We start from the raw sequence: 25,276 nt of genomic DNA on the forward strand, positions 1-25,276 counted from the left end.
TATTTGTTCGGGCTGAGGAGTCAGCCTTTCTATCGCGTGTTGTTTGTGTCATCGAGTATCAGCTTCCTCCCCGACCTCAAGGGTCGCGGTATTCGCCTCGCAATCTCTATGAAATTTAAACGGTGAACATCAAGAGAGCCGGAAACTGAACCGATTTTCACTTCGATGACGGGGGGACAGTCGACCCTGCGTTTACACTTCGATGACGGGGGGTGTCAGACGTGCGGCTTGCACTTCGATAATGGGGGGTGGAACAACTAAGTGCAATCACAGATACGCAAATTCATATGAGGGCCGCCGATTTTGCGTTACACATCGATGACGGGGGGTCTTCCACCAGATGTACTTCGGTGGTGGTTCTTACTGACGAGCCGTGAAACAGCTGAATTCACGGGAAATATTGGATACAACGGGCGAATAAACATCGACGGGGGTTAATCTTTTTAATGCTCCGGCGTACAGCAGACATATGGCCGGTAGTGATCAAGAAGGGGCGGATCAATCCACCCTTGATGAAGGAACTAGTTCTACATCGGATGGACAGCAGTTAGAATCCGCCCGTGAGGATGCTGCCGGAGACGCAAGCCAAAATCAGGAATCGACTGAAGAGAGCCCTCAGCGGTCGATCCGTGATATGCTCGATGATGAGGGGGAGGCATCGGTGTTCGTCAACCGGGACCTCGTCGAGCCTGACACCATTATCGATGAGGAGCGAATCGTCGGCCGTGACGACCAACTCGAGTCCGTCGTCTCGTTTCTGAAGCCGACTCTCCAAGGAAATCGGCCGCCGAATATGCTGCTGTACGGTCCCGCAGGGACAGGTAAATCACTCATCATCGGGGCCGTCACGCAACAGATCATCGAGCTCTGTCAATCCAAAGGCGAACGTTTCGGCGTTGTCGATATCAACTGCCAGCCAATCAATACGCTCGATCAGGCCGTCTACGAACTCGTCCAAACTGTCGCCCAGGACGTTGGGACGGAAGTCGGTGTTCCAGAGACCGGCGTCTCGACGAAGCGCAAGTACCGACGTCTGTACGAACTCATCAACGAGCACTACGATTCGGTCATCTTCATTCTCGACGAAATCGATCTCTTGGTCGGCCGGCGCGAAAACGACGAACCCGCATACTCGAAGCTTCTCTATCAGCTATCGCGTGCAAGCAACACGAACGAAATCGAAGGCCGCGTGTCCGTCGCAGCGCTGACGAACGATCCAAAATTTATGGAAGACATCGACGGACGTGCCGAGAGTTCATTCAATCCACGTGACGTCTACTTCCCTGACTACGACGCAAACCAGCTGCGCGAAATTCTCGAAAATCGACGCGATGCGTTCCGTCAAGATGCTCTCGAGGACGACGTGATTCCGCTCGTGGCGGCGTTCGCTGCACAAAGTCACGGTGACGCACGGAAGGCGATCGACCTGTTCCGCGGTGCTGGTGACCTTGCAGACGAACGGAGAGATGAAGTGGTCACAGAAGACCATATCCGAGAATCCCAGGAGGAGATAGACAAAGACCGGTCGCTGAAGCTCGTTGAGGGGCTTACGACACAAAAGAAGATTTCACTGTACGCAACCGCAGCCGTTGCGTATCACTCGAGTCGGACGGGTAGTTCCGTCCCAAGCCCGGTTGGATTCAAAGTTTATCAGTGGGTCACGAACGAACTCGATGCGGACCAGATGACTCGTGAAACGTACGTCAAATATGTCAAAGAACTCTCGACATACGGGTTGATTTCAACATCCCGGAAAAGCCGCGGACGAGGCGGCGGGATGTATATGGAGTTCACATTCACGGGTGATCCTGAAGCGATGATGACTCGAATCGTCGATGATACACGCCTAGAAGGAATAGCCCAGCAGGAAGAACTCCTCAATTCAGTCGTGAATGCTCAGCTGAAAGAATTTCACAAGGAGTAAGAATCCTGGCGAGCACCCGGTGGAGAATACACACCCCCCGTCTTCGATGTGTAAAGTCGAGATTGTAGCGAAGGAGAGGTCGAGAGAGTCCTGAACTGGTGGCGGTGAGTCAGCGAACGCGGAGCAGCCACTTCCGCATCAGATCCTTCTAACCCACTGGAAAAGAGATCAAGACACGGAGTCTCGTGACCCCCACCCCCCGTCATCGATGTGTAAACAGCAGGGGTGGAAGGGGGAACTCACGTAGAATAAATCACGAAAGTCGGGCTTGACGCCACGAGACGGTTGAAAACAAGGGAGATCGTGTAGGAGGTCGAGAAGCGTGATATGGGCATCCCTGTTCGGTTAGTCGAAGCGTCCCTTCTCCTAACCTTCACATCTAAATGTAGTACGGTTGCGATTGTAACGTACTGTATATAAAACTTCGTCAGACAATATGCATCGCTTACGAGAATATAGATTGCGTCGCTGAGACGCTCTCCTTCGTGTTAATGGTCTCACCGCCGGTTTTCGCCATTCTGTTCTCGTCACCCCCTCCCTCCTCTCATGGTTTACACATCGATGACGGGGGGAGGGAGTGCGACCGTGATTCTCTATTGAACCATTCGTGGCCCGGTCACTGAAAATCGGTTAGCTCTGGCTCACGTGCCCCTGCGAGTTCTTGTTGTATCTCCGTGCGATCCCACCCAAGCGGTGACAAAACACTCTCGACAGCTCTGACGAGTTGCGTCTCGTAGTACGACGCATCGTACGACTCCGTCTCTTCGTGAGCCAACGCGACCCGCTCTCGAGAACTCTTCTCGTCGTCGACGACCACGTACTCGATGTCCTGTCCCGGGTGGATGGCGAGGTCCTGGTCGCGAGCCCGCTTCAGCGCCGCCACGTTCTGCGTGTTTTGTGTATATCCTTCCAGTGGCTTGGAGACACGATTCCGTTTGACGAGCTGCTCGACCGGCCCCGTTCCAGCGTGGAGGCGCTCGATCGCATCCTGAAGACGGTCGAGTACGGCGTCGGGAGATCGAGTCACGTCGAGCCGTTCGAGACAGTCCCGCTGGACGTCCTCGATGAACGATGGGGTCGAGCGCTGCCGAGCTTCGATACCACGTATCTTGAACTCGTCGTCGCCGGCGACCTTCCCGAAGTACTTCGTCAACGCGCCGGCGTCGCTCTCGCGTTGCGGCACGAACGCTACCCAGTCGTAGTGGGCTTCGTGTTCGAGCCGGATTTCGACCTCTTCCGTGATTGCCGTCGCGAGCGTCTTGAGGTCCTCGCGGTCTTCGTCGTCAAGGTCGGGGTCCGGCGTCACCCAGATGGAGTCGACGATGCCGTGGACGACGCGCCAGCCGCCAGCTTCCAGTCGCTGTTTCGCCGTCAGCAGAATCTCGCGAGCGAACGCGTTGATTGCCTCGTGACACTCGATGCGGCCGAACTTCGCGTTGCTGAATCCCTGATACCCGAAGCAGGCGAGGAGGATCCATTTCAGCGCGCCCGACCGCCCTTCGAGTTCCGCAAGCCGGTCCTCGTCGGGGTCGTCTCGATCCTTCTCGCGACGGATGGCCGCCTTGATCTCGTCGCGAGCGTCGATGATCGGCTGGAGGACGTCGACGAGGTAGCCTCGCTCGTCGCAGATCGAGTACCCGAGCCCGGGGACATCCTCGCGGTCGCTGTGGCAGTCACACCGGATTACGTCCGGCGAGACGTTCCGGGTACAGATGATGTTCGGATACAACGAGGAAAAGTCGAGTTCGTGGACGTTCTCGTGGAGGCCGACCTCGGGCGCGAAGATGAAGCCACCGCGGTCGGCGTCGTGGAGCGTCCCCATCGGCTTGTAGAACTCGTGGCGCCAGGAGTTCCACGGGACGAGGACGCCGCGGTCGTGGGCCTCGCAGATCTGGATCGCCGTGAGCACGTTCCCGATCGACGCCCACGCGAGCTCCTGGACGGGCTTGTTCGAGCGCGACACGAGGTCGAGGACGCCGTCGAGGTTCGTCTCTCCGTAAAAGAACGTGTTCGATTCGTCGATGATCGCCCTTCCGGGCACGTTGTACCGTGCCGGCGAGTGACCGACGCGACCGTAGCTGGAGTACGTCGACCGGATCGCAAGCTGCTGGTAGTCGACATTCGGCCACCGACTTAGCGAGAAGTCTTCGACGCCGGCAGCCGTCGCCATCTCGTACAACGTCGGGACGATCTCGCTCGTCGAACAGACCAGGACGTCCGGATCGTGTGCGTCGAGCGCCTCTTGGACGGCGGTCAGGATATCCGTCGGCGAGCCGGTGACGGTGTCGCCGGCGACGGACAGCTCCCCATAGACGTCGTTGCTCGTTTCGGTCACCGGGACGCTGAGCCGGAGCGTCGACAGCTCGCTCGCCGGCGTCGGATCGGCGCCGGTCTCCAGACAGTACCGAAACTCTCGCGAAAAGTCGACGTTGAAGCAGGCGAGATCCCCGACTGGATAGTCCGACAGTTGACGCGCCTGCCGAGCGAGTGGAGTGACGCGGTCGATGTGGGCGACGTCGACGGCGAGGACTGTCTCCTCGTCCCGTCGAAAGCCCGGTCGTCGCGCAACCGTCTCGGTCGCGACGACGTCCGGGTGCTGGTCGTACACTGACTGGAGGGTCGTGAGATCGAGGTCGATCTCTGGGTCGCGAGGGGCGACGTAGAAGCGTGGGGTATAGTTATGACGCTCGGTTGCGATGGCGCCGTCGGCAGTTGCCTCCCACTCTAGGACGCGGCCGTCGTCCAGGAAGTCGATGGTGAACGACATTTGTTATTCACCAACCCAGTGGGCATCCGAATCCGATAAGCGACGGCGTGTCACTTCCGGGCTTCAGCAAACGGGCTCGAAAAGCGTCCTCAACGCCATATTCTAGCTTGTTGTCCGTCGTCGTCCGCTTCCGGAACGATTTCCGGAATCCGTCAGTCGATGTTAACCAACACACTCGGAGGTTCGCACCACGTGTTGGTTAAGACGTAGCAGTAACGCTAACGGCAGCCGCGGGTATGCTGTGAAGGCCGTTTTTATTCAGTGGCTTGCTTAAGTGACTGATCGAGAGCCTGGTTCGTTTGTATCTTGACGAGATCCGCCCGATACGAGGCCGATGCCTCGGTATCCTCCACCAACCTTGATGGATCGAGGTCGGAACCCGCTCGCGATGCGAGGTCGCTCACGACGACATCGTGTATATCTCCACCGACAAGAGCGGATTCGACGGCTTCGAGCCGTACGACGCGGTCGTAGACGCCCGTCGCAGCGATTCGAGCGGTCACGACCGTCCGGTCTTCGACGGCGACGTGCGCAGCGACGCCGACGAGCGTGTAACGCGAGGTAGGACTCGGCCGTTTGCAGTAGACGCTCCCGATGCTTCGCTCGTGGAGTGGAACCGTGATCCGAGTGAGCAGTTCGTCGCCAGCGAGACCCGCTCGCGGCGATGTAAGCGCCGTTTCGGCGTCGATGTGTCGCTTGCCGTCTCGGCTGCGCGCGACCAGCGTCGCGTCGCTGGCGACCGCCGCGGCCGAGAGGTCCGAGACGGGATACTGGGTCACGAGATTGCCGCCGATGGTCGCTGCGTTGCGGACCTGGGTGTCGGCGGACTTGCCGACGGCATCAGTAAGCGCTCCCACGTGCTCCCCGAGTTCGGGGTGCTCGTGGACGGTCGCATACGTCGTCAGGGCACCGACGTCCGCGGCGCCATCGGCGCACTCGACCCCGCGCATCGCTTCGAGAGCCCCGATGTCGATGACTGCGGCCGGACCGCTGTCATCCTGCCGAAGCGCCGGGAGGAGACTCTGTCCGGCGGCCAATACCGCTGCATCCGGATGTGCCCCCAGCAGTTCGAGCGCGCGGTCGATGGATGTGGGACGGACGTACTCGAAGGACTCGGTCGCCATCAGCGATCGCCCCCGACCGCTGGTGCTGTCTGCGGACCAGGTTTGGATTCCGGCGAGACACCGACGCCGGCGGCGTACCGCCGTTCGAGGCTATCGTTTCGCACCACGGAAATGGGGATGGGCAATCACTGGGCCCCGTTGAGTCGGCGGAGTACCTCGTCGGGCGAGGCCGTGAGCTGATCGGCTGCCAGCGGACTGGACACGAAGTGAATGAGGCCCGAGGACTGGAGCAACTGCCTGACCGTCGACTGGGACAGATCGACCTGTTCTGCCACCTCGTGTATCGTCCGAGATTGGTTGATGGCCTCGGTGAGATCGGCGACCGTCAACCGCTTGGGGAACTCCACGACCGCGTTCGACACCCCACTTTCCTGCCCGGGGGAGGCCTCGGCGACGACCTCGCCGACCGGTCGATGCATCCGTGGCCGATCCTCCGCGTCGGTGTCCGCCGTCGTGCTTCCGCCGTCGGTGACGGCGCTCTGTGCGGCCGACTCGCCGTCCGACTCCGCCTCCGGGCTGGAGGTCCCCTCCGCATCGGCGTCGGCCGCGGTCGAAGTCGACTCCTTCGACTGCGTCGATACGGTCGGGGCTTCCGCCCCGTCCACATCGCCGCTGGCCGACTCGCCGCCGCGAGCCACTGCGTCGGCGTACGACTGCGGCGTGTCGTCCGCCGGGTCGTGAATGTCGTGCTTGACCATATGTCGTCGCACGGTCTCGGAAGTCACGTCGACGCTGAGCGCGTCGGTCATCTCCGGGAAGGTGTCGTACCGCTCGTAGACAGCCTCCAGGGCCTCCGGATCCTTGTACACGGGGACGGCAGCGGACGTGGACGGGCGTTCGTCAGCGTCGGCCGCCCGGGGCTCCGCAGTCGGCGCCGGTCCGGCCGACTCGCCCGAGACCGCGACGGACAACTCGACGGCGACGCTGCCGTCTTGGACGGTCGCGTCGGCGAGTTCGATTGAGACGACGTTGTCGTCCGCCTCGGACAGAATCGGAACATCGACGACCAGATCGGCAGTGACAGATGTCTCGGAATCCGATAGGTCCTGATCGATCCCAGCGTGTTGGATGACAGTGTCGGACGATTCCAGTCGTCCGAGAACCTCTGATAACTCTTTGAAAGCGGTACTGACTCGCATAGTAGTGCTCTTACCGAAAATTGATCACGGGCACAATTTAATAAATCTTCCTCTCGATCGTTTTTGATTATCGAATTTAGATTGAGTAATACAGGATTATTTGGTATATATATGAACGAACAGCCAATAGAGGGGTAAGATTCCTCGCAGTGGCGGGGAGGTTAACTACTCCCCTCGATTCCGGAACGAATGAGAGATGTGCCACAGGTATGCCATCACCCCGAACACTTCTTCAAACCTGATTTTTAGCTCCTTCTCCGATAAGTCTCTTAATTAGCTATTCGGGCACTTGTAATGGTGTCTATGAAGCATATTCCAGTAATTTTGATAGAAAGGTTAAAAAACGTGCACGTAGCACTGCGTGTATGAAACGAACCGGTCGCTGCGGCCGTCCAACCGTGCGCAGGAGCGTGTGAGATGAAGATTCGACTCACGCTGAACGGCGAGAAGATCACGCTTGACGCCTCCCGATCCGATTCGTTGTTGGACATCCTCCGGCGGGCCGGATACACCGGTACGAAGCGCGGCTGTGAAACCGGCGACTGTGGGTTCTGCACCGTCCTCGTCGATGGGGACGCGGTGAAATCGTGCATCCGGCCGGCCGCGAGAGCGGACGAAAGCGCGGTGGAGACGATCGAGGATCTGGGGACTCAAGCGGACCTTCATCCGATTCAGGCGGCGTTCGTCGACAACGCGGCGCTCCAGTGTGGCTTCTGCACCCCGGGAATGATTATGCGGACGAAGGCACTGCTCGCTGAGAACCCCGACCCCGAGAAGGCCGAGGTCCGGGAGGCACTCTCGGGGAATCTCTGTCGGTGCACCGGGTACGAAAATATCGTGTCCGCAGTGGCCGACGCGGCGGACCGACTGGCTGCCGGCGACCGTTCCGATGCGGCGACCGACGGTGGCCGGCAAAGGAAACAGTGTACCGCCTGTGATTACGAAGGGGTCCAGGAATGAGTCGCCCGGACGGTCCAAGCGGGGATCAGAACGCCAAGTCAACGTCGAGTACCGAGCCCGGCTCGGCAGATGGCGATACGCCGGACGACGTATCGAGCGCGGCCGGCCGCGACGCGGTGTCGACCGCCGCAGAGAAACGCGACGCGCGGAAGATCGTCACCGGCGAGGCGAAGTACACTGCCGACTACGGAGGGCAGTTCCCGGACCTCGCCGAGGCTGCCGTCCGCCGATCCGACATCGCCCACGGAGTCGTCACCGATATCGACACGAGCGACGCGGAGGCGATAGAGGGGGTGTACGCCGTCCTCACGCCGGACTCGGCGGGGATGCCGGACGGACCCTACACCTCGGCGGGCCAGTCGTATCCGGAACCATCGCCGTGGGATCTGCGCGTGCTCCGACGGCGTGTCCGGTACGTCGGGGACCCGATCGCCGCCGTCGCTGCCAAGGATACTGACACCGCGCGCGCCGCCGCCCGGGCGATCGACGTCACGTACGAGGAGCGCCCGGCCGTGTTCGATCCCGACGCGGCAGTGAGCGAAGATGCGCCGCGGATTCACGACCCCGACGCGGTGGAAAACGTCCAGTCGGGCGCGGATTACGATCGAAACGTCGAGGCTCACCTCGCGGGGGAGATTGGAGACGTCGAAGCGGCTTTCGCGGTGGCGGCCGAGCGCGATGACCGGTCCGTCGTCGAAACGACGTGGGAGACCCCGTATCAGTCCCACTGCGTGCCCGAACCGCATACTACTATCGCGCGCCGCGACGAGGACGACCGGTACCACCTCGTCTCGAGTACCCAGGTCCCCTATCACGTGCGCCGACAGTTGGCGCACCTCTTCGACGTCCCGATCCGCGACGTCCGCGTGACCAAACCCCAAATCGGGGCCGGGTTCGGCTCCAAGCAGTCGATGGTGATCGAACCGATCGCGCTGGCGCTTGCGATCGCCGCCGATCGGCCGGTCAAACTGGAAGCGACCCGCGCCGAGGAGTTCCACGCGATGCGCTTTCGGCGACCATCTAGGGGGCGGATCCGGAGCGTCGTGACCGACGACGGCGACCTCCAGGCGATCGATATGTCGGTTACAACCAACTCCGGCGCTTACGGCCCGCACGGGATGACTGCGGCCGTCTCGGTCGGTAAGAAGCCGCTCCCGCTGTACGCGGGCACGCCGAACCTCAGGCTGGACGCCACGGCCGTCCACACGAACCTCCCCGTCGCGGGCGCGATGCGAGGGTACGGCGCGCCGCAGGGCCACTTCGCCGTTGAGACGCACATTGCGGAAATCGCCAGAGAGATCGGAATGGATCCGATCGCGTTCCGGCGGCGGAACCTGATCGGGGAGGGCGACGTCGAGACCGCATCGGCGATTCTCAAATCGGGCGACGGTCACGGTCGGCGGATCCGCTCGTGCGGCATCGACGAGTGCATCGAGCGCGGCAAGGCGGCGATCGGGTGGGACGACGTCGACCAGCCGCCGGAAGACCACCGCCACCGGGCCTGCGGCGTCGCGCTCGCCACCCAGGGCAGCGGCATTCCGGGCGACGAACTCGGTGCCGCGCACATCAAGATGAACGAGGACGGCTCGTTCATCCTCCAGACGGGCGCCGTTGACCTCGGCACCGGCGCCGATACCGTGATGGCTCAGATTGCCGCCGAGGTGCTCGGGGCCCGCCCCGAAGACATCCTCGTGCAGCCGTCGGACACGGACGTCTCGCCGTTCGACTACGGCGCGTACGCTTCCTCGACGACGTACGTGACCGGACAAGCCGTACGGAAGGCCGCGACGGAGGCCCGCGACCAGCTGTTCGCCGTCGTCGCGCGGCTGCTCGATGAACCGGTCGACGACCTTGTCGCCCACGATAGGGCGGTACACGCCGAATCGAGCGGGTCTTCGGTCACACTGGAGGAGCTCGGGTACGCGTCGATCTACGGCGACGACGCCCGCGAACAGGTGATGGGGGAGGCGAGCTACAGCACCGACGAGTCGCCGCCGCCGTTCGCCGCGCAGTTTGCCGACGTGACGGTGGACGAGCGGACCGGCGAGTTCGAGGTACACGAACTCGTCTGTGCGGTCGACTGCGGCGCCGCGATCAACCCGGACCTCGCGAGGGGGCAGATCACGGGCGCGATGCATATGGGCTACGAGCTCGCGGCCGGTGGCGAGCTCACTTTCGACGAGGAAGGCCGACCGAACGTCGCGGGCTTCCGCGACTACGGGATGCCGCGGACGGCAGACCAGCCGCCGCTGACGCCGATCCTCGTCGAGACCCACGAGCCGACGGGCCCTTTCGGCGCGAAGTCCGTCGCCGAGGTTCCGACGAACGCCGTCCCGCCGGCGCTGAGCAACGCGATCCGCCGTGCCGTCGACGTCCGGATCACCGATCTGCCGATCACGCCCGAGAAAGTCAAATCCGCGCTGGATCAGCGACGCGAGAGCGCCGACGATGTCTGACTCAACCGACGCGGTCGATCTCCTCGTCAGGGGGACGGTCGTCGATGTCGCCACCGGCGTCGCCGCGGAGGGCGCGGTGGCCGTCGACGACGGCGAGATCGTGGCGCTCGCAGAGCGCCCGGCTGACCGGGTGCTCGAAGCCGAGTACGTGACGCCCGGACTGATCGACGCCCACACGCACGTCGAACTCTCGATGGTCCCGTTCCCGGCGTACGGGGCGGCGGTCGTGCCCCACGGTGTGACGAGTGTTGTACACGATCCCCACGAGATCGCGAACGTGCTGGGACCCGCCGGCGTCCGCGATTTCGACAACGACGCGGACGCGACGCCGCTGAAACCGCGACTGACCGTTCCTTCGTCGGTTCCGGCGACGGAACTGCAGGACGCCGGTGGGAGCGTGAACCCCGCTGCCGTCGCGGACTTGCTCGATCGCGAACGGACCGTCGCGCTCGGCGAGATAATGGACTTACGCGCCGTGCTGGCCGGCGAGGACTCGGTCCACGCGAAGATCGAGGCGGCGCACGACCGGGATCTGACGGTTGACGGGCACGTGCCGGACGTGACCGGTGAGGACCTCCAGGAACTCGCTCGGTATCTCGACACGGACCACGAGAGCGTCGCGCTCGACGAAGCGAGAGCGAAGGCCGAAACCGGGTTCCGCGTCTACCTGCGCGAGGGGTCGACGAGCCGGAACCTCGCGGACTTGGTCGATCTCGTCGACGAGGTTGATCCGCGCCGCCTCTCGCTGTGCACCGACGATCGCAATCCCGTCGACGTGCTCGAACGCGGCGGGATCAACGAGGCCGTCGTGCGGGCGATGGAACTGGGCGTCGATCCGGTCACCGCGGTCCAGATGGCGACGATCAACACGGCCGAGGCATACGACCTTCCTTTCGGCCGGATCGAACCTGGCGCTCCGGCGGACCTGGTGCTGCTCTCGGAGCTGGAGTCTTGGTCGGTCGATCACGTGATCGTCGACGGCGTCGTCGATCCGGTGGCAGACTCGCCGCCGACCGACTCCGCAGTCCCCACCGACACGGTCTCGTTCGATCCCGTGACGCCCGCCGAGTTGGCGATCGAACACCCGGGGCCGGGTCCCGTGGACGTTCGCGTCGAATCCGCCGTCGGCAGCTTCCGGACTGAGGAGCGGATCGCCTCGGTGCAAATCGAGACGGCCGATGCGCCCGACGGTGCCGAAGGCGTCCTGGTCGGCGAAACTGAGGCGGACATCCTGCCGATGGCGGTGATCGAACGTCACGGCGGGCCCGGTACCGTCGGCCGCGGATTCGTCCACAACCTCGGGCTCGACCGCGGCGCGGTCGGCACGACCGTCGCCCACGACGCCCACAACCTGATCGTGGCCGGCACCACACACGAGTCGATGGCCGCGGTCGCGAATCATCTCCGTGAGATCGGCGGCGGCATCGCCGTCTTCGATCCCGAACGCGAGGCGACCACCACGCTTCCGCTGCCGAAGGCGGGACTGCTCTCGGACGAACCACTCGCGGAGACGGCCCGGTCGTTCGAGGCCGTCGCCGAGGCGGCAACGGAAATCGGGCTGACGGTCCCCGGTGGCCTCCTGGAGGTGACCTACCTCTCGCTGGAGGTCATCCCCGCACTGCGGCTGACGAACGAGGGGCTTGTCGACGTTGAGAGTGCGTCGTACGTCGACGTCGTGGCCGAGTGACCCGCAGGTCAAGCGATCTCGGGCGTCGGAATCTCTAGAGGCACCGAACACCTATGCGGCTGTGCGTCGAGCGCCGCGTATGGAGGAACCGAAGACGGTGCGGTTCGACGAGTTGGATCTGGACGCCGTCGACGGGGGCGAACCCGCGACGCGCTGGCTGGCGGGCTTTCCCTTCAGTCCCGATCGTCCCGGCGGGACAACCGCGGCGGCGACCGAGTTCACCGTCGTCTACAACGAGACCGAGCCGGGGAATCGAATCGGGACACACAGCGACGCCGCCGCCGAACTCCTGTTCGTGCTCACGGGCCGTGTCGAAGCGACCGTCGGCGAGGAGACGACTACCGTCTCGGCAGGGTCGCTGACTGTGCTCCCGGCCGAGACCGAACACCGAGTTCGGAACAACGGAACCCAGACGGGCGAGCTCGTCGGCGTCTTCGGGACCGCGCCGGTCGAGTCGACGTTCGAGACCGAGCCCGTCGTCGGGACGGCGGATCACGACGATGACTGATCGCGCGGAGGGCGGAACCGGCTACGACTCACGCGCCCCACGAGCGCCCCTCGAACGCCTCGCGGGCCCGCCGATAGACCGTCTAGGTGTCCACACTGGTCACGGCCCCGTCTTCGACTACGATCTCGCCGTCGACCATCGTGAACCGCACGTCCTCGCCGGTAGCCGCGTAGATCAGATACGAGTAGACGTCGTGGAGCGGGACGCCGCGACTCGTGTCCGTTCGGATTCCAACGACGTCGGCGCGCCAACCTTCCCGTAGCGCGCCCACGTTCTCGAATCCTGCCGCAGCCGCCCCGTTCCGGGTCGCCATCCGGAACGCCGTCTCCGCGGGCAGCACTCGCGGGTCCTCGTTGGCGACTTTTTGGAGCAGCGCGGCCTGCCGCATCTCGGCGAGCGGATCCAGCGTGTTGTTGACCGGCGCGCCGTCGTTGCCGAGCGCGACGTTAATCCCCCGATCGAGGTAGTCGACGACGGGCGCGATGCCCGCGCCCACCTTCATATTCGAGGAGGGGCAGTGGGCGACGTGCGTGCCCGTCTCCGCGAGGAGGTCGCGCTCGCGCTCGCTCGTCAAGATCACGTGCGCGAGCACGACGTCCTCGCCCGTGAGCCCCACCTCGTGGAGCCACTCGACGTCGCCCATTCCGCGCTCGGCGGTCACGTCCTCGACGACGGAGTCGTGTTCGCTGGCGTGCGTGTGGATCCGCACAGCCTCGTAGTCGTCGGCGATCTCGCGGGCCCCGCGGAGGCAGGCCGCAGAGCAGGTCGGCGTGAACCGCGGCGTCACGGCGTACCGGAGGCGATCGCCGTTCGAACGGTGATATCGCTCGATGAGCGAGCGCGTCTCCGACAGCGCAGTCTCGGTGGGCTCCTGCAGTCCGTCGGGCGCGTTGCGGTCCATCAGCGCCTTCCCGAGCACCCCGCGGATCCCCGTCCTCGCCGCCGCCTCGAAGGCCCGGTCGGCGTGGTCGACCGTCAGGTGGTCGATACAACAGGTCGTGCCGTTGGCGAGGAGTTCGACGTAGCTGAGCGTCGACGCCAACGCCAGTTCGTCGCCGGTCAGACCCGCCTCGATCGGGAGGATGTGGTCCTCGAGCCACTCGAAGAGGTCGGTGTCGTCCGCGAGGCCGCGTCCCGGACTCTGCACGGAGTGGACGTGCGTCTGGACGAATCCCGGGGTGAGGAGGTCGAAGGCCCGGTGTTCGTGGTCGGGGTACGCCTCGCGGAGGTCGGCCGCGGGGCCGACGGCCGCGATCTCGTCGTCGACGACCACCACTGCACCGTCGTCGATCACGGTCTGGTGGTCGGCGACGACAGTCCCGGAAAGTAGCATCGTTACAGCGGCCCCTCGACCGGGGTATCCTCCGGCCCGAAGGGAGTCCTGAACCACTCCGAGAACGCGAAGGTGTCCTCGACGACCGCGAGGTCGCGGAGCGATCGGACGCCGAGGACAGTCGTACTCCCCCGCCCTGGCGCCGTGACGACGAGAGCATCGCCCGCGGGGGTCGCGACGTCCGCGACGAGCACGTGTGCGTACTCGCTGGAGACGGAGATCGCGTCGTCGGGATCCGCCGGGTCGGGGTCCTCAACGGCCTCGGCAGCCGGGTCTGTAGCGATTCCCGTGTCCGAGTCGATGCGATCGTCGATCGCGTCCCGATCGCGCTGCCAGGAGAGCCCCTCCAGCAGGAGCGCGTCGAGTTTGACGCTTCGCTCGCCGTCGTCGATCTCTAGGCGCTCGCCCTTCGAGACGAGTTTCCTGATCACGACCGACTCCTCACCCGCCACGAGTCGCCGTTCGGCAGTTCGCCGCGTGTCGCCGACGGTGTGCTCCTCGGACATCGTCAGAGCAGGGGGAGCGTCAGGTTCTTTGTGTTCAACACGGCGTGATCGAGGTAGACGGTCCGGTGGCCGATCGTATACTCCCACTCGCCGTCGGCGCCGGTAGGTCCCTCTCTGCGGAGCGTCGTGTGTCGCTGCGCGGAGAGCAGATCGTGATCCGGCGTGTCGCCGTAGCTCCTGAACACGTGTTGGTTGTTGGCGACGGTCAGTTCGTCGCCGTCGGTCTCCAGCACCCGGACGTTGCCGATGACGTGTCTGATCCGCGAACGGGGGTTCTCCGACCAGGCGTACTCCTTCGCCAGCCGGCCGACCCGTTCGCGGATCATCTCGTAGTCCTCCCTGAGGTAGTTCGTCTCCTCGCTGAACTCCGGCCGTTCGGAGCCCGGGTGGCGAGCGGATCGGACGGGAACTTCCAGCCGGACGTCTTCGTCGAGCAGTTCGAGCCACTCTTCCAGCGCGAAGGTGTCGAGCAGTTCCGCCTCGCGGTAGAGGAACTGCTCGACGCGGTGCTGGGTCTCGGCGTCAACGGTTGTCGCCGTCGCAGGCCGCGGTGAGCTCACGCCGACCCCTCCCCGTCCTCGCGCATCAGTTCGTACCACGACCGCAGCATCGTCCGGGAGTTGCGCTCGTCGAAGTACAGTCCCTTCGAGGTCACCTCGGCGGGGCCGTGCAGCGGGTCGTCGATTGGCTCCACCTCGTCGGTCATTGCACCGATCCCCTGCTGCATATTTCCGTGGGTGTCCCGTAGTTCGTGCGTCACCGCTCCGCTGCTTTCGGAGATGCCCTCCCAGATGGTGAGGTCGTCGGACTCGAACGCGCCGCCGGGACTCAGGCTCTCCCAGCCGCGGTGGGAGTCCTCGAGGAACGACTCGTCGTCGGCGAATTCCCTCGGGATGAGCCACCAACTGGTCGTCTCGGTCGTCCCCGGACCGCGAGGGTTCCACTTCCGGATGCAGGCCCACGGCCCGCCCCACCCGCCGGACTGGATGCCGTGGATGATCGACATATTCGGGAAGACCGTGCCGAAGTGAAACACCGAGCGGCCGAACAGTTCCCGCTGTTCGGCCGTCAGATCGTCGTCGAGGTGATCGGCGATCTCATCGGGGTAGCCCATATACGTGTCCGCGTCCGCGGAGAGGTAGTAGCCCATCGAGTGGCGGTCGGTACACGCGAGATACGACGCCGCCGGGAAGTCGTCGAGTTCCTCCCACGGCCCCCGAGCGAGGTTTTCGGTCTCCAAGCCGGCTTGGTGGGTCGTGAGCACGTGATATGAGTCCCCCGAGAAGTTGTCCGCGGAGATCTTCCAGTCGTGGTCGGACTCCCAGCGGTGCGGTTCGCCCACGACGGTCATTCCCGCCTCGGTCGTCCCGAAGAGGACGTCGAGATACCACGTGAAATCGCCGAGATACGCTTCGAGGTCCGGCCCCTCTTCGGCGATCCGTCCGAAGACGAGCCCTTGGTACGTGTCGAGTTCTGCCTCTTCTAAGGAGATCTCCTCCTCGTCGAGATCCTGGTAGGCTTCCGCCATATGTGGCATTCCCTGGAGGGAGCCGTCGTTCTTGTAGGTCCACCCGTGGTACGGACACCTGAAGTGGGAGGTGTTGCCGTTCTCGGCCGTGCAGAACTGCGCGCCGCGGTGCATACAGCTGTCGAGGAAGGCGTGCAGGTCTCCCGTCTCGTCGCGGGTCACAATAAACGGGTCCTCGCCGATGTACCGCCGCGCGTAATCGCCCGGTTCCGCGAACTCCGAGACGTGTCCCAGATAGATCCACGCCCGGCCGAAGATCCGCCGGCGTTCGAGTTCGTAGAGGTCGCGGTTGTTCGTGATGGCGAGCGGATATCGTCCGGTCTCGATTTCTGCCCCTGTCTGTTCGATTATTTCAGAGATATTATCTGATTCGTCAAAATTTCTCGGCTTACTCATTGACGCTACTCGTCTATACCCGTCTGGAATAATAATTTGTGGGTCTAGCCGGAAGGTCACTTGGACGCCGCGTCGGGAACTGTGGCGACCGCTTCGATCTCGATGTCCGCACCGTCGGCGAGCCGCTGCACCTCCAGCGCCGTCCGCGCCGGAGGCTCCGACTCGAAGAACGACCAGTACACCTCGTTCATCCCGTCGAAGTCGTTGATGTCGGTCATATAGACGGTCGTCTTGAGGACGTGTTCGGTCGACAGACCGGCCGCCGCGAGGATCCGTTCGACGTTCGAGAGCGACTGTTCGGTCTGGACGCCGATCGGATCGTCGGCGAGCACCTCGCCCGACGGGGTGATCGGGATCTGTCCGGCCGTATAAAGTACGGAGCCGTCGGTCGTTCCGTGGCTGTACGGGCCAAGGACATCGGCGTTGTCGGGCGTGTCGATGGTTCGCTTCACGGTTTTGCTGCGTACGGAACCCATCTAAAGCCCGTCGGCCAACGGTCCGCATCGATCCTGCCGCAATGGCCACACGGTTGTGGCAGCGGCCACACCGGTGTGGCAAACGATGGCGCGCCGAGGTTACGAACTCGGGACCTCGCCGTTGATCCCCTCGACGTAGCTCTGCATCTCGCTGAAGAGGAAGCTGTCGGACTCGCCTTCGAACTGGGTGTCCTGCCAGACGGTTCGGTCGCCGCTCACGAGTTCCTCCTGGACCGTCTCGACCTCGCTGATCACGTCGTCGGGGATCTGCGGCCCCCAGTCGCCGAGGCCGACCACGCCGGCGTCGAGGCCGTCCCAGTAGGCGTCGGACCCCCAGGCTCCCTCGTGGATGGCCTCCAAGGTCGGCCCGTAGAACTCCTCCCAGTTGAAGACCGCTGAGTTCCCGTAGTAGTCGCCGCCGGCCTCAGCCATCGAGGTGGTGTAGGTGAACGCCCAGGCCTCGTTCTCGGCGGCGGTCTGGGTCGCTGCGGTCGTCGTCTGGTGGTTGTTGATCACGTCCGCCCCGTTGCTCGTGAGTGCGTTCACCGCCTGCGTCACCGCCGGCGGGTCCACCCACGCGTTGGTCCATCTGATCTCGGCCGTCACATCGGGATTGACGCTACGCGCGCCCTCGACGAAGGCGTTGATCTGCCGGATGAGTTCCGGAATCGGAAACGCGGCGACGTAGCCGAGTTGGTTCGATTCGGTTAGCAGTCCGGCAGCGACCCCACAGAGGTACCGCGCCTGGTAGAGCCGCCCGTAGTAGCGCCCCATATTCTCCTCGGTCCGGAAACCCGAACAGTGCTCGAAGATAGTATCGGGGTAGTCCGGGGCCATATTCGCCATCGGGTCCATATAGCCGAACGTCGTCCCGAAGATGACGTCCATCCCGCTGGAGATGTACTGTTCGATCACCCGTTGGACGTCGCCGGGCGCCACCGCCTCCGAGAACTCCGTGTTCAGCCAGTCGTACTCCTCGGTGACGATCTGTCTGGCGTCCTCGTGGGCACGGTCCCACCCGACGTCGCCGACCTCGGCCTGGTAGATGAAGGCCGCGTTGACCTCCTCGCCGGAGCTCGATGTCGTTGCGGTCGACCCAGCCGTCTCGGTCGAGCCGCTCGTCTCGGTGGAGTCGCTCGATCCTTCGCTGGAACCGCCTGAACACCCCGCGAGACCGAGGATGCCGGCCGTTCCGCCGGCGGCTTTCAGTGCGTCTCGTCGTGTCAGTATCTGCTTGCTCATTAATATACCAATATCTGCAATTATTTAGCTATTTATGCCACAAATGTATCGTGTTAATCGATCAGATTAGTACATCACCACGTTACGACACAGGATTATAAATATTCTCAATAAGGCCGTTTTTCCGGTCTCGGGTGGCAGTGTGGCACACGAAACGTGCCGTGTGTCGATGATGGAAGCGGCTAAACGGAGCGAGACAGCGTCGGTATGTTCGCTCGGTACCTGGACACTCAGGGCGGGTTCACGGCCGCGGACCGACCGGCGGGTCTCAGTCGGTCTCGCGGCTGTAGGACTGAACGAGCGCGGAGGGCTGGGCGAGCTCGCGGTTCTCGGCCCGGATGACGGTGATCACGAGCACCAACAGCGTCGCCAGGTACGGGTACGTCGACATAATCGTGGGGTTCATCACGAAGTCGATGACTGGATTGAGAACCCCCGCCAGCGGGGTGCCGGCGCCGAGGCTGAAGTCCAGCGCCTGTGAGTAGAGCTGCAGAGCGTTGAACAGCCCGAACAGGTACGCACCGAGCAGGATCCGCTCGGGGCGCCACCGCGCGAAGATGACCAGCGCGACGGCGATCCACCCGCGGCCGGCGGTCATCGAGGCCGACCAGATCTGATTGAACGCCAGCGACAGGTGCGCGCCCGCGGCGCCGGCCAGCGCCCCGCCGATGATGACCGCGAGGTACCGCATCTTGAACACATCTACCCCCATCGTGTCCGCCGTCTCGGGGTCCTCGCCAACCGAGATGAGTTCGAGCCCGATGTTCGTCCGGTAGAGGAACAGCCAGACGACCGGGACGAGAAGCAGCGCGGCGTAGTCGGTGACGGTGCTCTGGAACAGCGCCGGCCCCAGGATCGGGATCTCGACGAGGAGATCGCCGACGATCGGCAGCGTCCGCTCGGGGAACCCCGAGACGGAGTTGCCGGAGTAGCTGTTGCCGAAGAACGTCGTGAGGCCGGTACCGAGGAGCGTCAGCATAATCCCGCTCACGGCCTGATCGGAGTTGAGCGAGATGCAGAGGAACGCGTGGATGAGCGACATCGCCCCGCCCGCGAGGATCGCGACGCCAAGGCCGAGCCAGTAGTTCCCCGTGATGACGGTCGTGATGAAGCCGGTCAGTGCTCCGACAAGCATCATCCCCTCCACGCCGAGGTTGAGAACGCCAGCGCGCTCACTGATCAGCTCGCCCAGCCCGGCGAGGATGAGGACGGTGCTCGCGTTGACGGTCGCGTTCGCGAGGCCTGCGAAGAAGCCGGCGCCCGGCATCAGATCTCACCCTCGGGGCGCTTGCCGCGCGGCTCGGCACCGGGATCGCGTTCGAGCGAGAGGCTCACGCGGTAGCGTTTGAAGAACTCCGCCGTGATCAGAAACAGGATGATGAGCGCCTGGATGATATCGACGATTGCAGCCGGTACGCTCAGGAGCGTCTGGAGGCTCGATCCGCCGACGAAGATCACGGCGAAGAAGAGCGCCGCCAAGAGCACCCGGAAGGCGCCGTTGCGACCGAGGAGGGCGATCGGGATCGCCGTGAAGCCGTATCCCGGTGCGAAAAAGGCCCGCAGTCGGGTCTGGACGCCGGAGATTTCGCTGATCCCGGCGAAGCCCGCGAAGGCGCCGCCGACCATCAGCACGAACAGGTAGATCCGGTACGTGCTCATCCCGGCCTGCTCGGCGGCGCGGTCGTTGGCGCCGATGAACGTGATCTCGTACCCCAGTCTGGTGTGGTTCACGAGCAGGTACGTCAGCGCGACGAAGACGACGGCGATCACGATTCCGGACGGAAAGCCGATTCCGGGGATGACGGGGAGTTGGCCGGCGGCCGGAAGTTGGGCGGTCTGTGGGAAGTTCGCCCCGGGCGCCTGCATCGGCCCCCGGACGACGTAGTTCTTCAGATCGGCGGCGACGAACGTGAAGAGCAGCGTGGTGATTATCTCGTTAATTCCCCACTTCGCGCGGAGCCAGGCGGGAATCGCGACCCAGAGCGCCCCCGCGACCCCCGCCCCGACGAACATCAGCGGCAGCAGTGCAAAGATTGGCAGTGAGACGTTCAGGCCGATCCAAGTCCCGGCGACCGCGCCGATGAACAACTGCCCCTCCGCACCGATATTCCAGAGTTGCGCTTTCAGGGGGAGGTACACCGCCAGCCCCGTGAAGATCAGCGGTACGCCCTTCGCGATCGTTTCGGTGAGTCCGAACTCCGTGGTGAGCGTCTGGACGAACATAATCTCGTAGGCGGCGATCGGGTCCACGTCCAGCGCTGCCAGCGCCACGGCGCTCACCGAGAGCGCCGCCAGCACGGTGAAAACCGGCGTCCCGTACGCCATCCACCGGGGGACCTCCGTCCGGGCTTCCAGGTCGACGTCGACTTGCATCAGGACTCACTCCGACCGCCGTCGACGGCCACCTGCGGCTCCGCCCCGCCCGCCTCGCCGCCGTTCATCTCGAGGCCGATCCGACGCCGATCGGCCGCCTCGGGCGTCACTTCGTAGACGAACTCGCCCTCGTACATCACGAGGATCCGATCGCTCAGATCGAAGATCTCGTCTAAGTTCTCCGAGAGCAGGAGGATGCCCGTCCCCTGATCCCGCTGTTCGATGAGCCCCTCGCGGATGTACTCGATCGCGCCCACGTCGACACCTCTCGTGGGCTGGTTGGCAACGAGGAGCTTCGGGTCACGGTCCATCTCGCGCGCCAGGATCAGTTTCTGGAGGTTGCCGCCGGACAGCTCGCCGGCCTGCATCTTCGCGACGTCGCTGACGCCGCGCACGTCGAAGTTTTCGACGAGCGTCTCCGCATAGTCGGCCGATGCGTCGTAGTCGAGGCGGAGTCCGTCGCCGAACGCCTCGTCCGTGTAGCCTTTCAGAATGGCGTTGTGCATCACCGAGAGGGACTCGGCGCAGCCGTGTTTGTGTCTGTCCTCCGGGACGAAGGAGACGCCGTGCTCGATGAACGCCCGGGGCGGAGCGCCGGTCAGATCCCCGCCGTCGATCCGGATCGTTCCGTCGGTCACGGGACGGATCCCGACAAGCGATTCTGCGAGTTCAATCTGACCGTTGCCGCTGACGCCGGCGATGCCGACGATTTCCCCCGCGTGCACCGTCAGGTCGACGCCCGAAAGGGCCTCGATCCCGCGGTCGTCGTCTGTGCGGAGGTCCAACGCCTTCAGGACCGGCTCGCCGGCCGTCACTTCGTCCTTGTCGATCTGGAAGAGGACGTCACGTCCGACCATCATCCTGGCGAGGTCGGCGCGACTGACGTCAGCGGTCTCAACGGTGTCGATCCGACTGCCGTCGCGGAGGACCGTCACACGGTCGGTGATCGACTTGACTTCTTTGAGCTTGTGGGTGATAATGATGATCGAGAGCCCCTGATCGCTGAGTTTGCGGAGCGTCTCGAAGAGGCGCTCGGCCTCCGTGGGCGTCAGGACGGCGGTCGGCTCGTCGAGGATTAGGAGGTCGACGTCGCGGTAGAGCGCTTTGAGTATCTCCACGCGCTGGCGCTCGCCCACATCGAGCTGCCAGACGGGCGCGGTCACGTCGATGTCGAACCCATAGTCGTCGGCCAGCGACTGTATCCGCGCCTCCGGTACGTCCAGTCCCAGTGTGAACCGGGCGGCGAGGCCTTGCACAAGTCGGTTCGTCGTCAGCGACGAGACGAAGCCGTCGTCGTCACCGTCGGCTCTGAACGCGCTCGCCGGTTCGCGCATCCCGAGGACGACGTTCTTGGCGACCGAAAGCCGCGGAATGAGCTTGAAGTGTTGATGCACCATTCCGATGCCGGCGTCGATCGCGTCCTGCGGGGATTCGATCGCAGCTCGCTCGCCGTCGATCCAGACGTCTCCGCCGTCGGACGAATACAACCCGTAGAGGATCTTCATCAGCGTGCTCTTGCCGGCGCCGTTCTCGCCAAGGAGCCCGTGGATCTCGCCCTTCCGGATGGACATCGAGATCTCGTCGTTCGCGACCACCCCCGGGAACGTCTTCGTGATGTCCGCCAACCGGACGAACGCATCCTCGCTCATAGTCTGTGATTGTACGGCTGATCGCGCTTATTCCATATAAGCTCTGTCTCGTTGGCGATATTAACGGACATTCCGATACCGTATTCTGATTCCCTACTCCGTTCGTCAAATGAAACCGGTCGCGGCTCCTTCCGTCTGATCAAGACGCGGCTCGGGGTCGTCCCACAGCGAGCGCCACACGGGCGCCACACGTGTGGCGATCGCCACCGCAGGCCCCACGCGCCGAACACAGTCCGGCGATCGTTGTCGGGCGAACGCTTTTTTCCGTGGTCCCGGAGTCCGGGATATGGAAACCGATACGCGATCCTTGGAGTGGAGTGATGACTGACCTGCTGGTCACGAACGGACGCGTCGTCACGCAGGACCCCGAGCGAACGATGATCGAGGACGGCGCGGTCGCCGTCGAGGGGCAGACGATCGCGGCCGTCGGGCCGGCCGCGGAGTTCGTCGCCGCCGACGCCGACCACGTGATCGACGCTGAAGGCGGGGCGATCATCCCTGGGCTCGTGAACCCGCACACGCACGTCTCGGACATTCTGCTCCGCGGATCGTTCGCCGAGGATCGCGGCCTGCTGGACTGGCTCTACAACGTGAAGCGGCCGGGGACGCTGGCGATGGCGCCCGAGGACCACGCCCTCGCGGCGACGCTGTACTGCGTCGAGGCCATCCGGGCCGGCGTGACGACGTTCGTCGAAAACGACACCGAGGTGCTGTGGGACGACTGGTCGACGATCGAGCCGAAACTGGACGTCTACGACCGCTCGGGGATCCGGAACGTCTACGGTGCTGGGATGGTGGATCGGGCTGCCGTCCCGGAGTTTCAGGAACTCGTCGAGGACATCCAGGCGCGCGAACCCGACGTGGATCACCCGCCTCTCGACATCTTCGTCGAGGAGACGGAGGCCGTCGTCGACGAGGTGGCATCGCTGATCGAGGCGTACGACGGGAGCGCCGACGGGCGGCAGGCGGTCTGGCCGGCGCCTGTCGTCGTCGAGACGACCACGAACGAGGGGTTCCGGCGGGCGTACGAACTCGCCGAGGAGTACGACGTGATGACGACGGTCCACGTCGCCGAGGCTGAGGCCGAAGAGAGCCGCGACATCTCCAGCATCGAGTACCTCAGGAACGTGGACTACCTCGGTGAACGGGCACTCCTAGGCCACTGCGTTCAAATCGAGGCGAGTGACGTCCGGCTCCTCGCCCGCAGCGGCACGTCAGTAGCACACAACTATATGGCGAATATGCGCCTCGCGACGGGCTACGCGCCGGCCGTAGAGATGCTCGACGCCGGCGTCACCGTCGGACTCGGGACCGACAACTCGATCCTGAGCGACACCGTCAATCCGCTCGGCGACGTCCGCGCGATGGCGGGCGGTCACAAAGGCTACCACCGCGATCCCGGGGTCGTCCCGGCCCAACAGGCGTTCGATATGCTCACTATCGATGCGGCGCGCGCCATCGGCCGCGGCGACGAACTGGGATCGCTCGAACCGGGCAAGCGGGCTGATCTGGCGGTCGTCGATCTGGACCACCCCCACTTGACGCCCTGCCCGGACCCGGTGTTCGCGCTCGTCCACGCCGCACAGGGCCTCGAGGTCGACACCGTCGTCTGTGATGGATCCGTCGTGATGGCGGACCGCGAGATCAGGTCGTTCGATATCGACCCCGACGACCTCCTGTCGAGAGCGACCGCCGCGGCGACGGAGATCGTCGAGCGGACCGGATACGAGTAGCCGGCGGCCTGACGGGGCGTCCGCGCCGCGGCGGCCGGCCGATCAGGGCTTCCGGGATGCCGCGGCTTCGCGCTCGGCGTCGAGGTCCATCCCCGACGCGATCTCCGCGCCGCGGCGCCGGATCCGGTCGGCGTCGACGACCCTCACTTCCCCCTCCTGCTGCAGCACGTTCCCGTCGACCATCGTGAACCGGACGTCGTCGCCGTGCGCCGAGTAGACCAGATGCGAGAACACGTCGTGGAGCGGCACGGCCCGGGTGAGGTCCGTGTCCAGCCCGATGATGTCAGCGCGCCAGCCCTTCCGAAGCGCCCCCACTTTCTCGAAGCCGGCTGCCGTCGCGCCGTTCACCGTCGCCATCTCGAAGATGGTTCGGGCCGGCGTGGCGGTCGGGTCCAGCCGCTCGACTTTCTGCAGGAGGCTCGCCTGCTTCATCTCCGTGAGCGGGTCCAAGGTGTTGTTGCACGGCGCGCCGTCGTTGCCGAGCGCCACGTTGATGCCCCGTTCCAGGTAGTCCTCGATCGGTGCAACCCCGCTCGCGAGCTTCATATTCGACGAGGGGCAGTGCGTGACGTGCGTGCCGGTCTCGGCGAGCACCTCGCGCTCGCTCTTGTCGGTCCACACGCAGTGGGCGAGCACGACGTCCTCGCCCGTGAGGCCTACCTCGTCGAGCCAGTGGATGTTCCGCAGTCCGGTATCGCCCTCGACTGTCTCGATCTCGCCGCGGTTTTCGCTGGCGTGGGTGTGGATCCGGACGCCGTCGTGCGCGTCGGCCAGGTCGCGGGCCCCGCGGAGGCACGCCTCCGTACAGGAGACGGCGAAGCGCGGGGTGACCGCGTAGCGGATGCGGTCGTCGAACGCGCCGTGATAGGCGTCGATCAGCCGCTCGGACTCCGCGAGCGCCGCGTCGGCTTCCTCTTCGAGACCCTCGGGCGACCGCTGATCCATCAGCACTTTCCCGAGAACGCCGCGGATACCGAGTTCCCCGGCGGCCTCGAATGCGCGGTCGGCGTGGGCGACCGACAGGTGGTCGATGCAGGTGGTCGTCCCGCTCTCGATCAGTTCCAGATAGCCGAGTTTGGCTGCAACCGCCATCTCCTCGGCGGAGAGGCTGGCCTCCATCGGGAGGACGTAGTCGAACAGCCAGTCCAGCAGTTCGGTGTCGTCGGCGATCCCTCGCCCGAGACTCTGGACCGAGTGGACGTGACCGCCAACGAACCCCGGGAGCAGCAGATCGTAGGCGTCCGTCCGTCGGTCCGGGTACTGCTCCGCGAGATCGGCCCGGCGACCGACGGCCGCGATTCGTGAGCCGTCGACGACCACGGCACCGTCTTCGATGACGGTGCGCGAGTCCGCGACGACGGTCCCTTTGAGTAGCATATCCCCAAGGAGGTGGGCGGCTACCGGAGGAAAATACTTGCGCCGCCATATGTGCGGACACACGGCGCAAGTTTCGACGCTCACGCGACAGTGCAACC

General features: G+C 64.3%; 19 protein-coding genes. 6 read left to right on the forward strand and 13 right to left on the reverse strand.

Annotated elements, in window-relative coordinates; translation table 11 throughout:
- The first annotated feature begins 634 nt into the window (after positions 1 to 634).
- Positions 635 to 1,924: an orc1/cdc6 family replication initiation protein gene (locus BLU74_RS11560; protein WP_175454632.1), complete on the forward strand. Its 1,290-nt coding sequence runs from the start codon at positions 635 to 637 to the stop codon at positions 1,922 to 1,924.
- A 616-nt stretch (positions 1,925 to 2,540) separates the two neighbouring features.
- Here BLU74_RS11560 and BLU74_RS11565 read toward each other — a convergent pair.
- From BLU74_RS11565 to BLU74_RS11575, 3 genes are all read right to left on the reverse strand, one after another.
- Positions 2,541 to 4,691, reverse strand: coding sequence for a type B DNA-directed DNA polymerase (locus BLU74_RS11565; protein ID WP_089767431.1), 2,151 nt, complete (start codon positions 4,689 to 4,691; stop codon positions 2,541 to 2,543).
- A gap of 254 nt (positions 4,692 to 4,945) precedes the next feature.
- On the reverse strand, positions 4,946 to 5,815 hold the full coding sequence (locus BLU74_RS11570; RefSeq protein WP_089767432.1) for an FAD binding domain-containing protein: 870 nt from the start codon (positions 5,813 to 5,815) through the stop codon (positions 4,946 to 4,948).
- Positions 5,816 to 5,940: 125 nt separating this feature from the next.
- Positions 5,941 to 6,954: a DUF8073 domain-containing protein gene (locus BLU74_RS11575; RefSeq protein ID WP_089767433.1), complete on the reverse strand. Its 1,014-nt coding sequence runs from the start codon at positions 6,952 to 6,954 to the stop codon at positions 5,941 to 5,943.
- 417 nt (positions 6,955 to 7,371) lie between these two features.
- Here BLU74_RS11575 and BLU74_RS11580 point away from each other — a divergent pair, with 417 nt between their 5' ends.
- The 4 genes from BLU74_RS11580 (at position 7,372) to BLU74_RS11595 (ending at position 12,565) form a co-directional block, all read left to right on the forward strand.
- Positions 7,372 to 7,914: a (2Fe-2S)-binding protein gene (locus BLU74_RS11580; protein ID WP_089767434.1), complete on the forward strand. Its 543-nt coding sequence runs from the start codon at positions 7,372 to 7,374 to the stop codon at positions 7,912 to 7,914.
- A complete protein-coding gene (locus BLU74_RS11585) occupies positions 7,911 to 10,370 on the forward strand; it encodes a xanthine dehydrogenase family protein molybdopterin-binding subunit (RefSeq protein WP_089767435.1) in 2,460 nt (819 codons plus the stop codon). Before BLU74_RS11580 ends, BLU74_RS11585 begins: the two co-directional genes overlap by 4 nt.
- The gene (locus BLU74_RS11590) at positions 10,363 to 12,057 is read left to right on the forward strand and encodes an adenine deaminase C-terminal domain-containing protein (protein WP_089767436.1); all 1,695 of its coding nucleotides are present in this window, start codon (positions 10,363 to 10,365) and stop codon (positions 12,055 to 12,057) included. Before BLU74_RS11585 ends, BLU74_RS11590 begins: the two co-directional genes overlap by 8 nt.
- A gap of 79 nt (positions 12,058 to 12,136) precedes the next feature.
- Complete coding sequence (locus BLU74_RS11595; RefSeq protein WP_089767437.1) at positions 12,137 to 12,565, forward strand: cupin domain-containing protein; 429 nt, start codon at positions 12,137 to 12,139, stop codon at positions 12,563 to 12,565.
- Between the two features lie 82 nt (positions 12,566 to 12,647).
- Here BLU74_RS11595 and BLU74_RS11600 read toward each other — a convergent pair whose 3' ends face one another.
- From BLU74_RS11600 to BLU74_RS11640, 9 genes are all read right to left on the reverse strand, one after another.
- Positions 12,648 to 13,898 carry a 5'-deoxyadenosine deaminase gene (locus BLU74_RS11600; RefSeq protein WP_089767438.1) on the reverse strand — a complete coding sequence of 417 codons (1,251 nt, stop codon included), beginning with the start codon at positions 13,896 to 13,898 and terminating at the stop codon, positions 12,648 to 12,650.
- Positions 13,899 to 13,900: 2 nt separating this feature from the next.
- Positions 13,901 to 14,404: a hypothetical protein gene (locus tag BLU74_RS11605; protein ID WP_089767439.1), complete on the reverse strand. Its 504-nt coding sequence runs from the start codon at positions 14,402 to 14,404 to the stop codon at positions 13,901 to 13,903.
- A gap of 2 nt (positions 14,405 to 14,406) precedes the next feature.
- Positions 14,407 to 14,964 carry an aromatic-ring-hydroxylating dioxygenase subunit beta gene (locus BLU74_RS18960; RefSeq protein ID WP_175454628.1) on the reverse strand — a complete coding sequence of 186 codons (558 nt, stop codon included), beginning with the start codon at positions 14,962 to 14,964 and terminating at the stop codon, positions 14,407 to 14,409.
- Complete coding sequence (locus tag BLU74_RS11615) at positions 14,961 to 16,328, reverse strand: aromatic ring-hydroxylating oxygenase subunit alpha (protein WP_089767441.1); 1,368 nt, start codon at positions 16,326 to 16,328, stop codon at positions 14,961 to 14,963. The genes BLU74_RS18960 and BLU74_RS11615 overlap by 4 nt, the downstream gene beginning before the upstream one ends.
- Positions 16,329 to 16,384: 56 nt before the next feature.
- The gene (locus BLU74_RS11620; protein WP_089767480.1) at positions 16,385 to 16,780 is read right to left on the reverse strand and encodes a RidA family protein; all 396 of its coding nucleotides are present in this window, start codon (positions 16,778 to 16,780) and stop codon (positions 16,385 to 16,387) included.
- 123 nt (positions 16,781 to 16,903) lie between these two features.
- Positions 16,904 to 18,052: a BMP family ABC transporter substrate-binding protein gene (locus BLU74_RS11625; protein WP_394327872.1), complete on the reverse strand. Its 1,149-nt coding sequence runs from the start codon at positions 18,050 to 18,052 to the stop codon at positions 16,904 to 16,906.
- A gap of 262 nt (positions 18,053 to 18,314) precedes the next feature.
- A complete protein-coding gene (locus BLU74_RS11630) occupies positions 18,315 to 19,313 on the reverse strand; it encodes an ABC transporter permease (RefSeq protein ID WP_089767443.1) in 999 nt (332 codons plus the stop codon).
- Positions 19,313 to 20,419, reverse strand: coding sequence for an ABC transporter permease (locus BLU74_RS11635; protein WP_089767444.1), 1,107 nt, complete (start codon positions 20,417 to 20,419; stop codon positions 19,313 to 19,315). The genes BLU74_RS11630 and BLU74_RS11635 overlap by 1 nt, the downstream gene beginning before the upstream one ends.
- Positions 20,419 to 22,068 (reverse strand): ABC transporter ATP-binding protein, encoded by a 1,650-nt coding sequence (locus BLU74_RS11640; RefSeq protein WP_089767445.1) that lies wholly within the window; start codon positions 22,066 to 22,068, stop codon positions 20,419 to 20,421. The genes BLU74_RS11635 and BLU74_RS11640 overlap by 1 nt, the downstream gene beginning before the upstream one ends.
- A 320-nt stretch (positions 22,069 to 22,388) precedes the next feature.
- Here BLU74_RS11640 and BLU74_RS11645 point away from each other — a divergent pair, with 320 nt between their 5' ends.
- Positions 22,389 to 23,801, forward strand: coding sequence for an amidohydrolase (locus BLU74_RS11645; RefSeq protein ID WP_089767446.1), 1,413 nt, complete (start codon positions 22,389 to 22,391; stop codon positions 23,799 to 23,801).
- A 42-nt stretch (positions 23,802 to 23,843) separates the two neighbouring features.
- Here BLU74_RS11645 and BLU74_RS11650 read toward each other — a convergent pair whose 3' ends face one another.
- A complete protein-coding gene (locus BLU74_RS11650) occupies positions 23,844 to 25,178 on the reverse strand; it encodes a 5'-deoxyadenosine deaminase (protein WP_089767447.1) in 1,335 nt (444 codons plus the stop codon).
- Positions 25,179 to 25,276: the final 98 nt, after the last annotated feature.

Source organism: Halobellus clavatus, assembly GCF_900107195.1.
Classification (GTDB): Archaea; Halobacteriota; Halobacteria; order Halobacteriales; family Haloferacaceae; genus Haloquadratum; species Haloquadratum clavatum.

Coding starts and splice junctions, on each gene's coding strand:
- BLU74_RS11630 (WP_089767443.1), bottom strand. CDS start 19,313: ATGCCGGGCGCCGGCTTCTTCGCAGGCCTCGCGAACGCGACCGTCAAC.
- BLU74_RS11600 (WP_089767438.1), bottom strand. CDS start 13,898: ATGCTACTTTCCGGGACTGTCGTCGCCGACCACCAGACCGTGATCGAC.
- BLU74_RS11575 (WP_089767433.1), bottom strand. CDS start 6,954: ATGCGAGTCAGTACCGCTTTCAAAGAGTTATCAGAGGTTCTCGGACGA.
- BLU74_RS11605 (WP_089767439.1), bottom strand. CDS start 14,404: ATGTCCGAGGAGCACACCGTCGGCGACACGCGGCGAACTGCCGAACGG.
- BLU74_RS11615 (WP_089767441.1), bottom strand. CDS start 16,328: ATGAGTAAGCCGAGAAATTTTGACGAATCAGATAATATCTCTGAAATA.
- BLU74_RS11560 (WP_175454632.1), top strand. CDS start 635: ATGCTCGATGATGAGGGGGAGGCATCGGTGTTCGTCAACCGGGACCTC.
- BLU74_RS11645 (WP_089767446.1), top strand. CDS start 22,389: ATGACTGACCTGCTGGTCACGAACGGACGCGTCGTCACGCAGGACCCC.
- BLU74_RS11640 (WP_089767445.1), bottom strand. CDS start 22,068: ATGAGCGAGGATGCGTTCGTCCGGTTGGCGGACATCACGAAGACGTTC.
- BLU74_RS11580 (WP_089767434.1), top strand. CDS start 7,372: ATGAAGATTCGACTCACGCTGAACGGCGAGAAGATCACGCTTGACGCC.
- BLU74_RS11565 (WP_089767431.1), bottom strand. CDS start 4,691: ATGTCGTTCACCATCGACTTCCTGGACGACGGCCGCGTCCTAGAGTGG.
- BLU74_RS11590 (WP_089767436.1), top strand. CDS start 10,363: ATGTCTGACTCAACCGACGCGGTCGATCTCCTCGTCAGGGGGACGGTC.
- BLU74_RS11570 (WP_089767432.1), bottom strand. CDS start 5,815: ATGGCGACCGAGTCCTTCGAGTACGTCCGTCCCACATCCATCGACCGC.
- BLU74_RS11585 (WP_089767435.1), top strand. CDS start 7,911: ATGAGTCGCCCGGACGGTCCAAGCGGGGATCAGAACGCCAAGTCAACG.
- BLU74_RS11595 (WP_089767437.1), top strand. CDS start 12,137: ATGGAGGAACCGAAGACGGTGCGGTTCGACGAGTTGGATCTGGACGCC.
- BLU74_RS11650 (WP_089767447.1), bottom strand. CDS start 25,178: ATGCTACTCAAAGGGACCGTCGTCGCGGACTCGCGCACCGTCATCGAA.
- BLU74_RS11635 (WP_089767444.1), bottom strand. CDS start 20,419: ATGCAAGTCGACGTCGACCTGGAAGCCCGGACGGAGGTCCCCCGGTGG.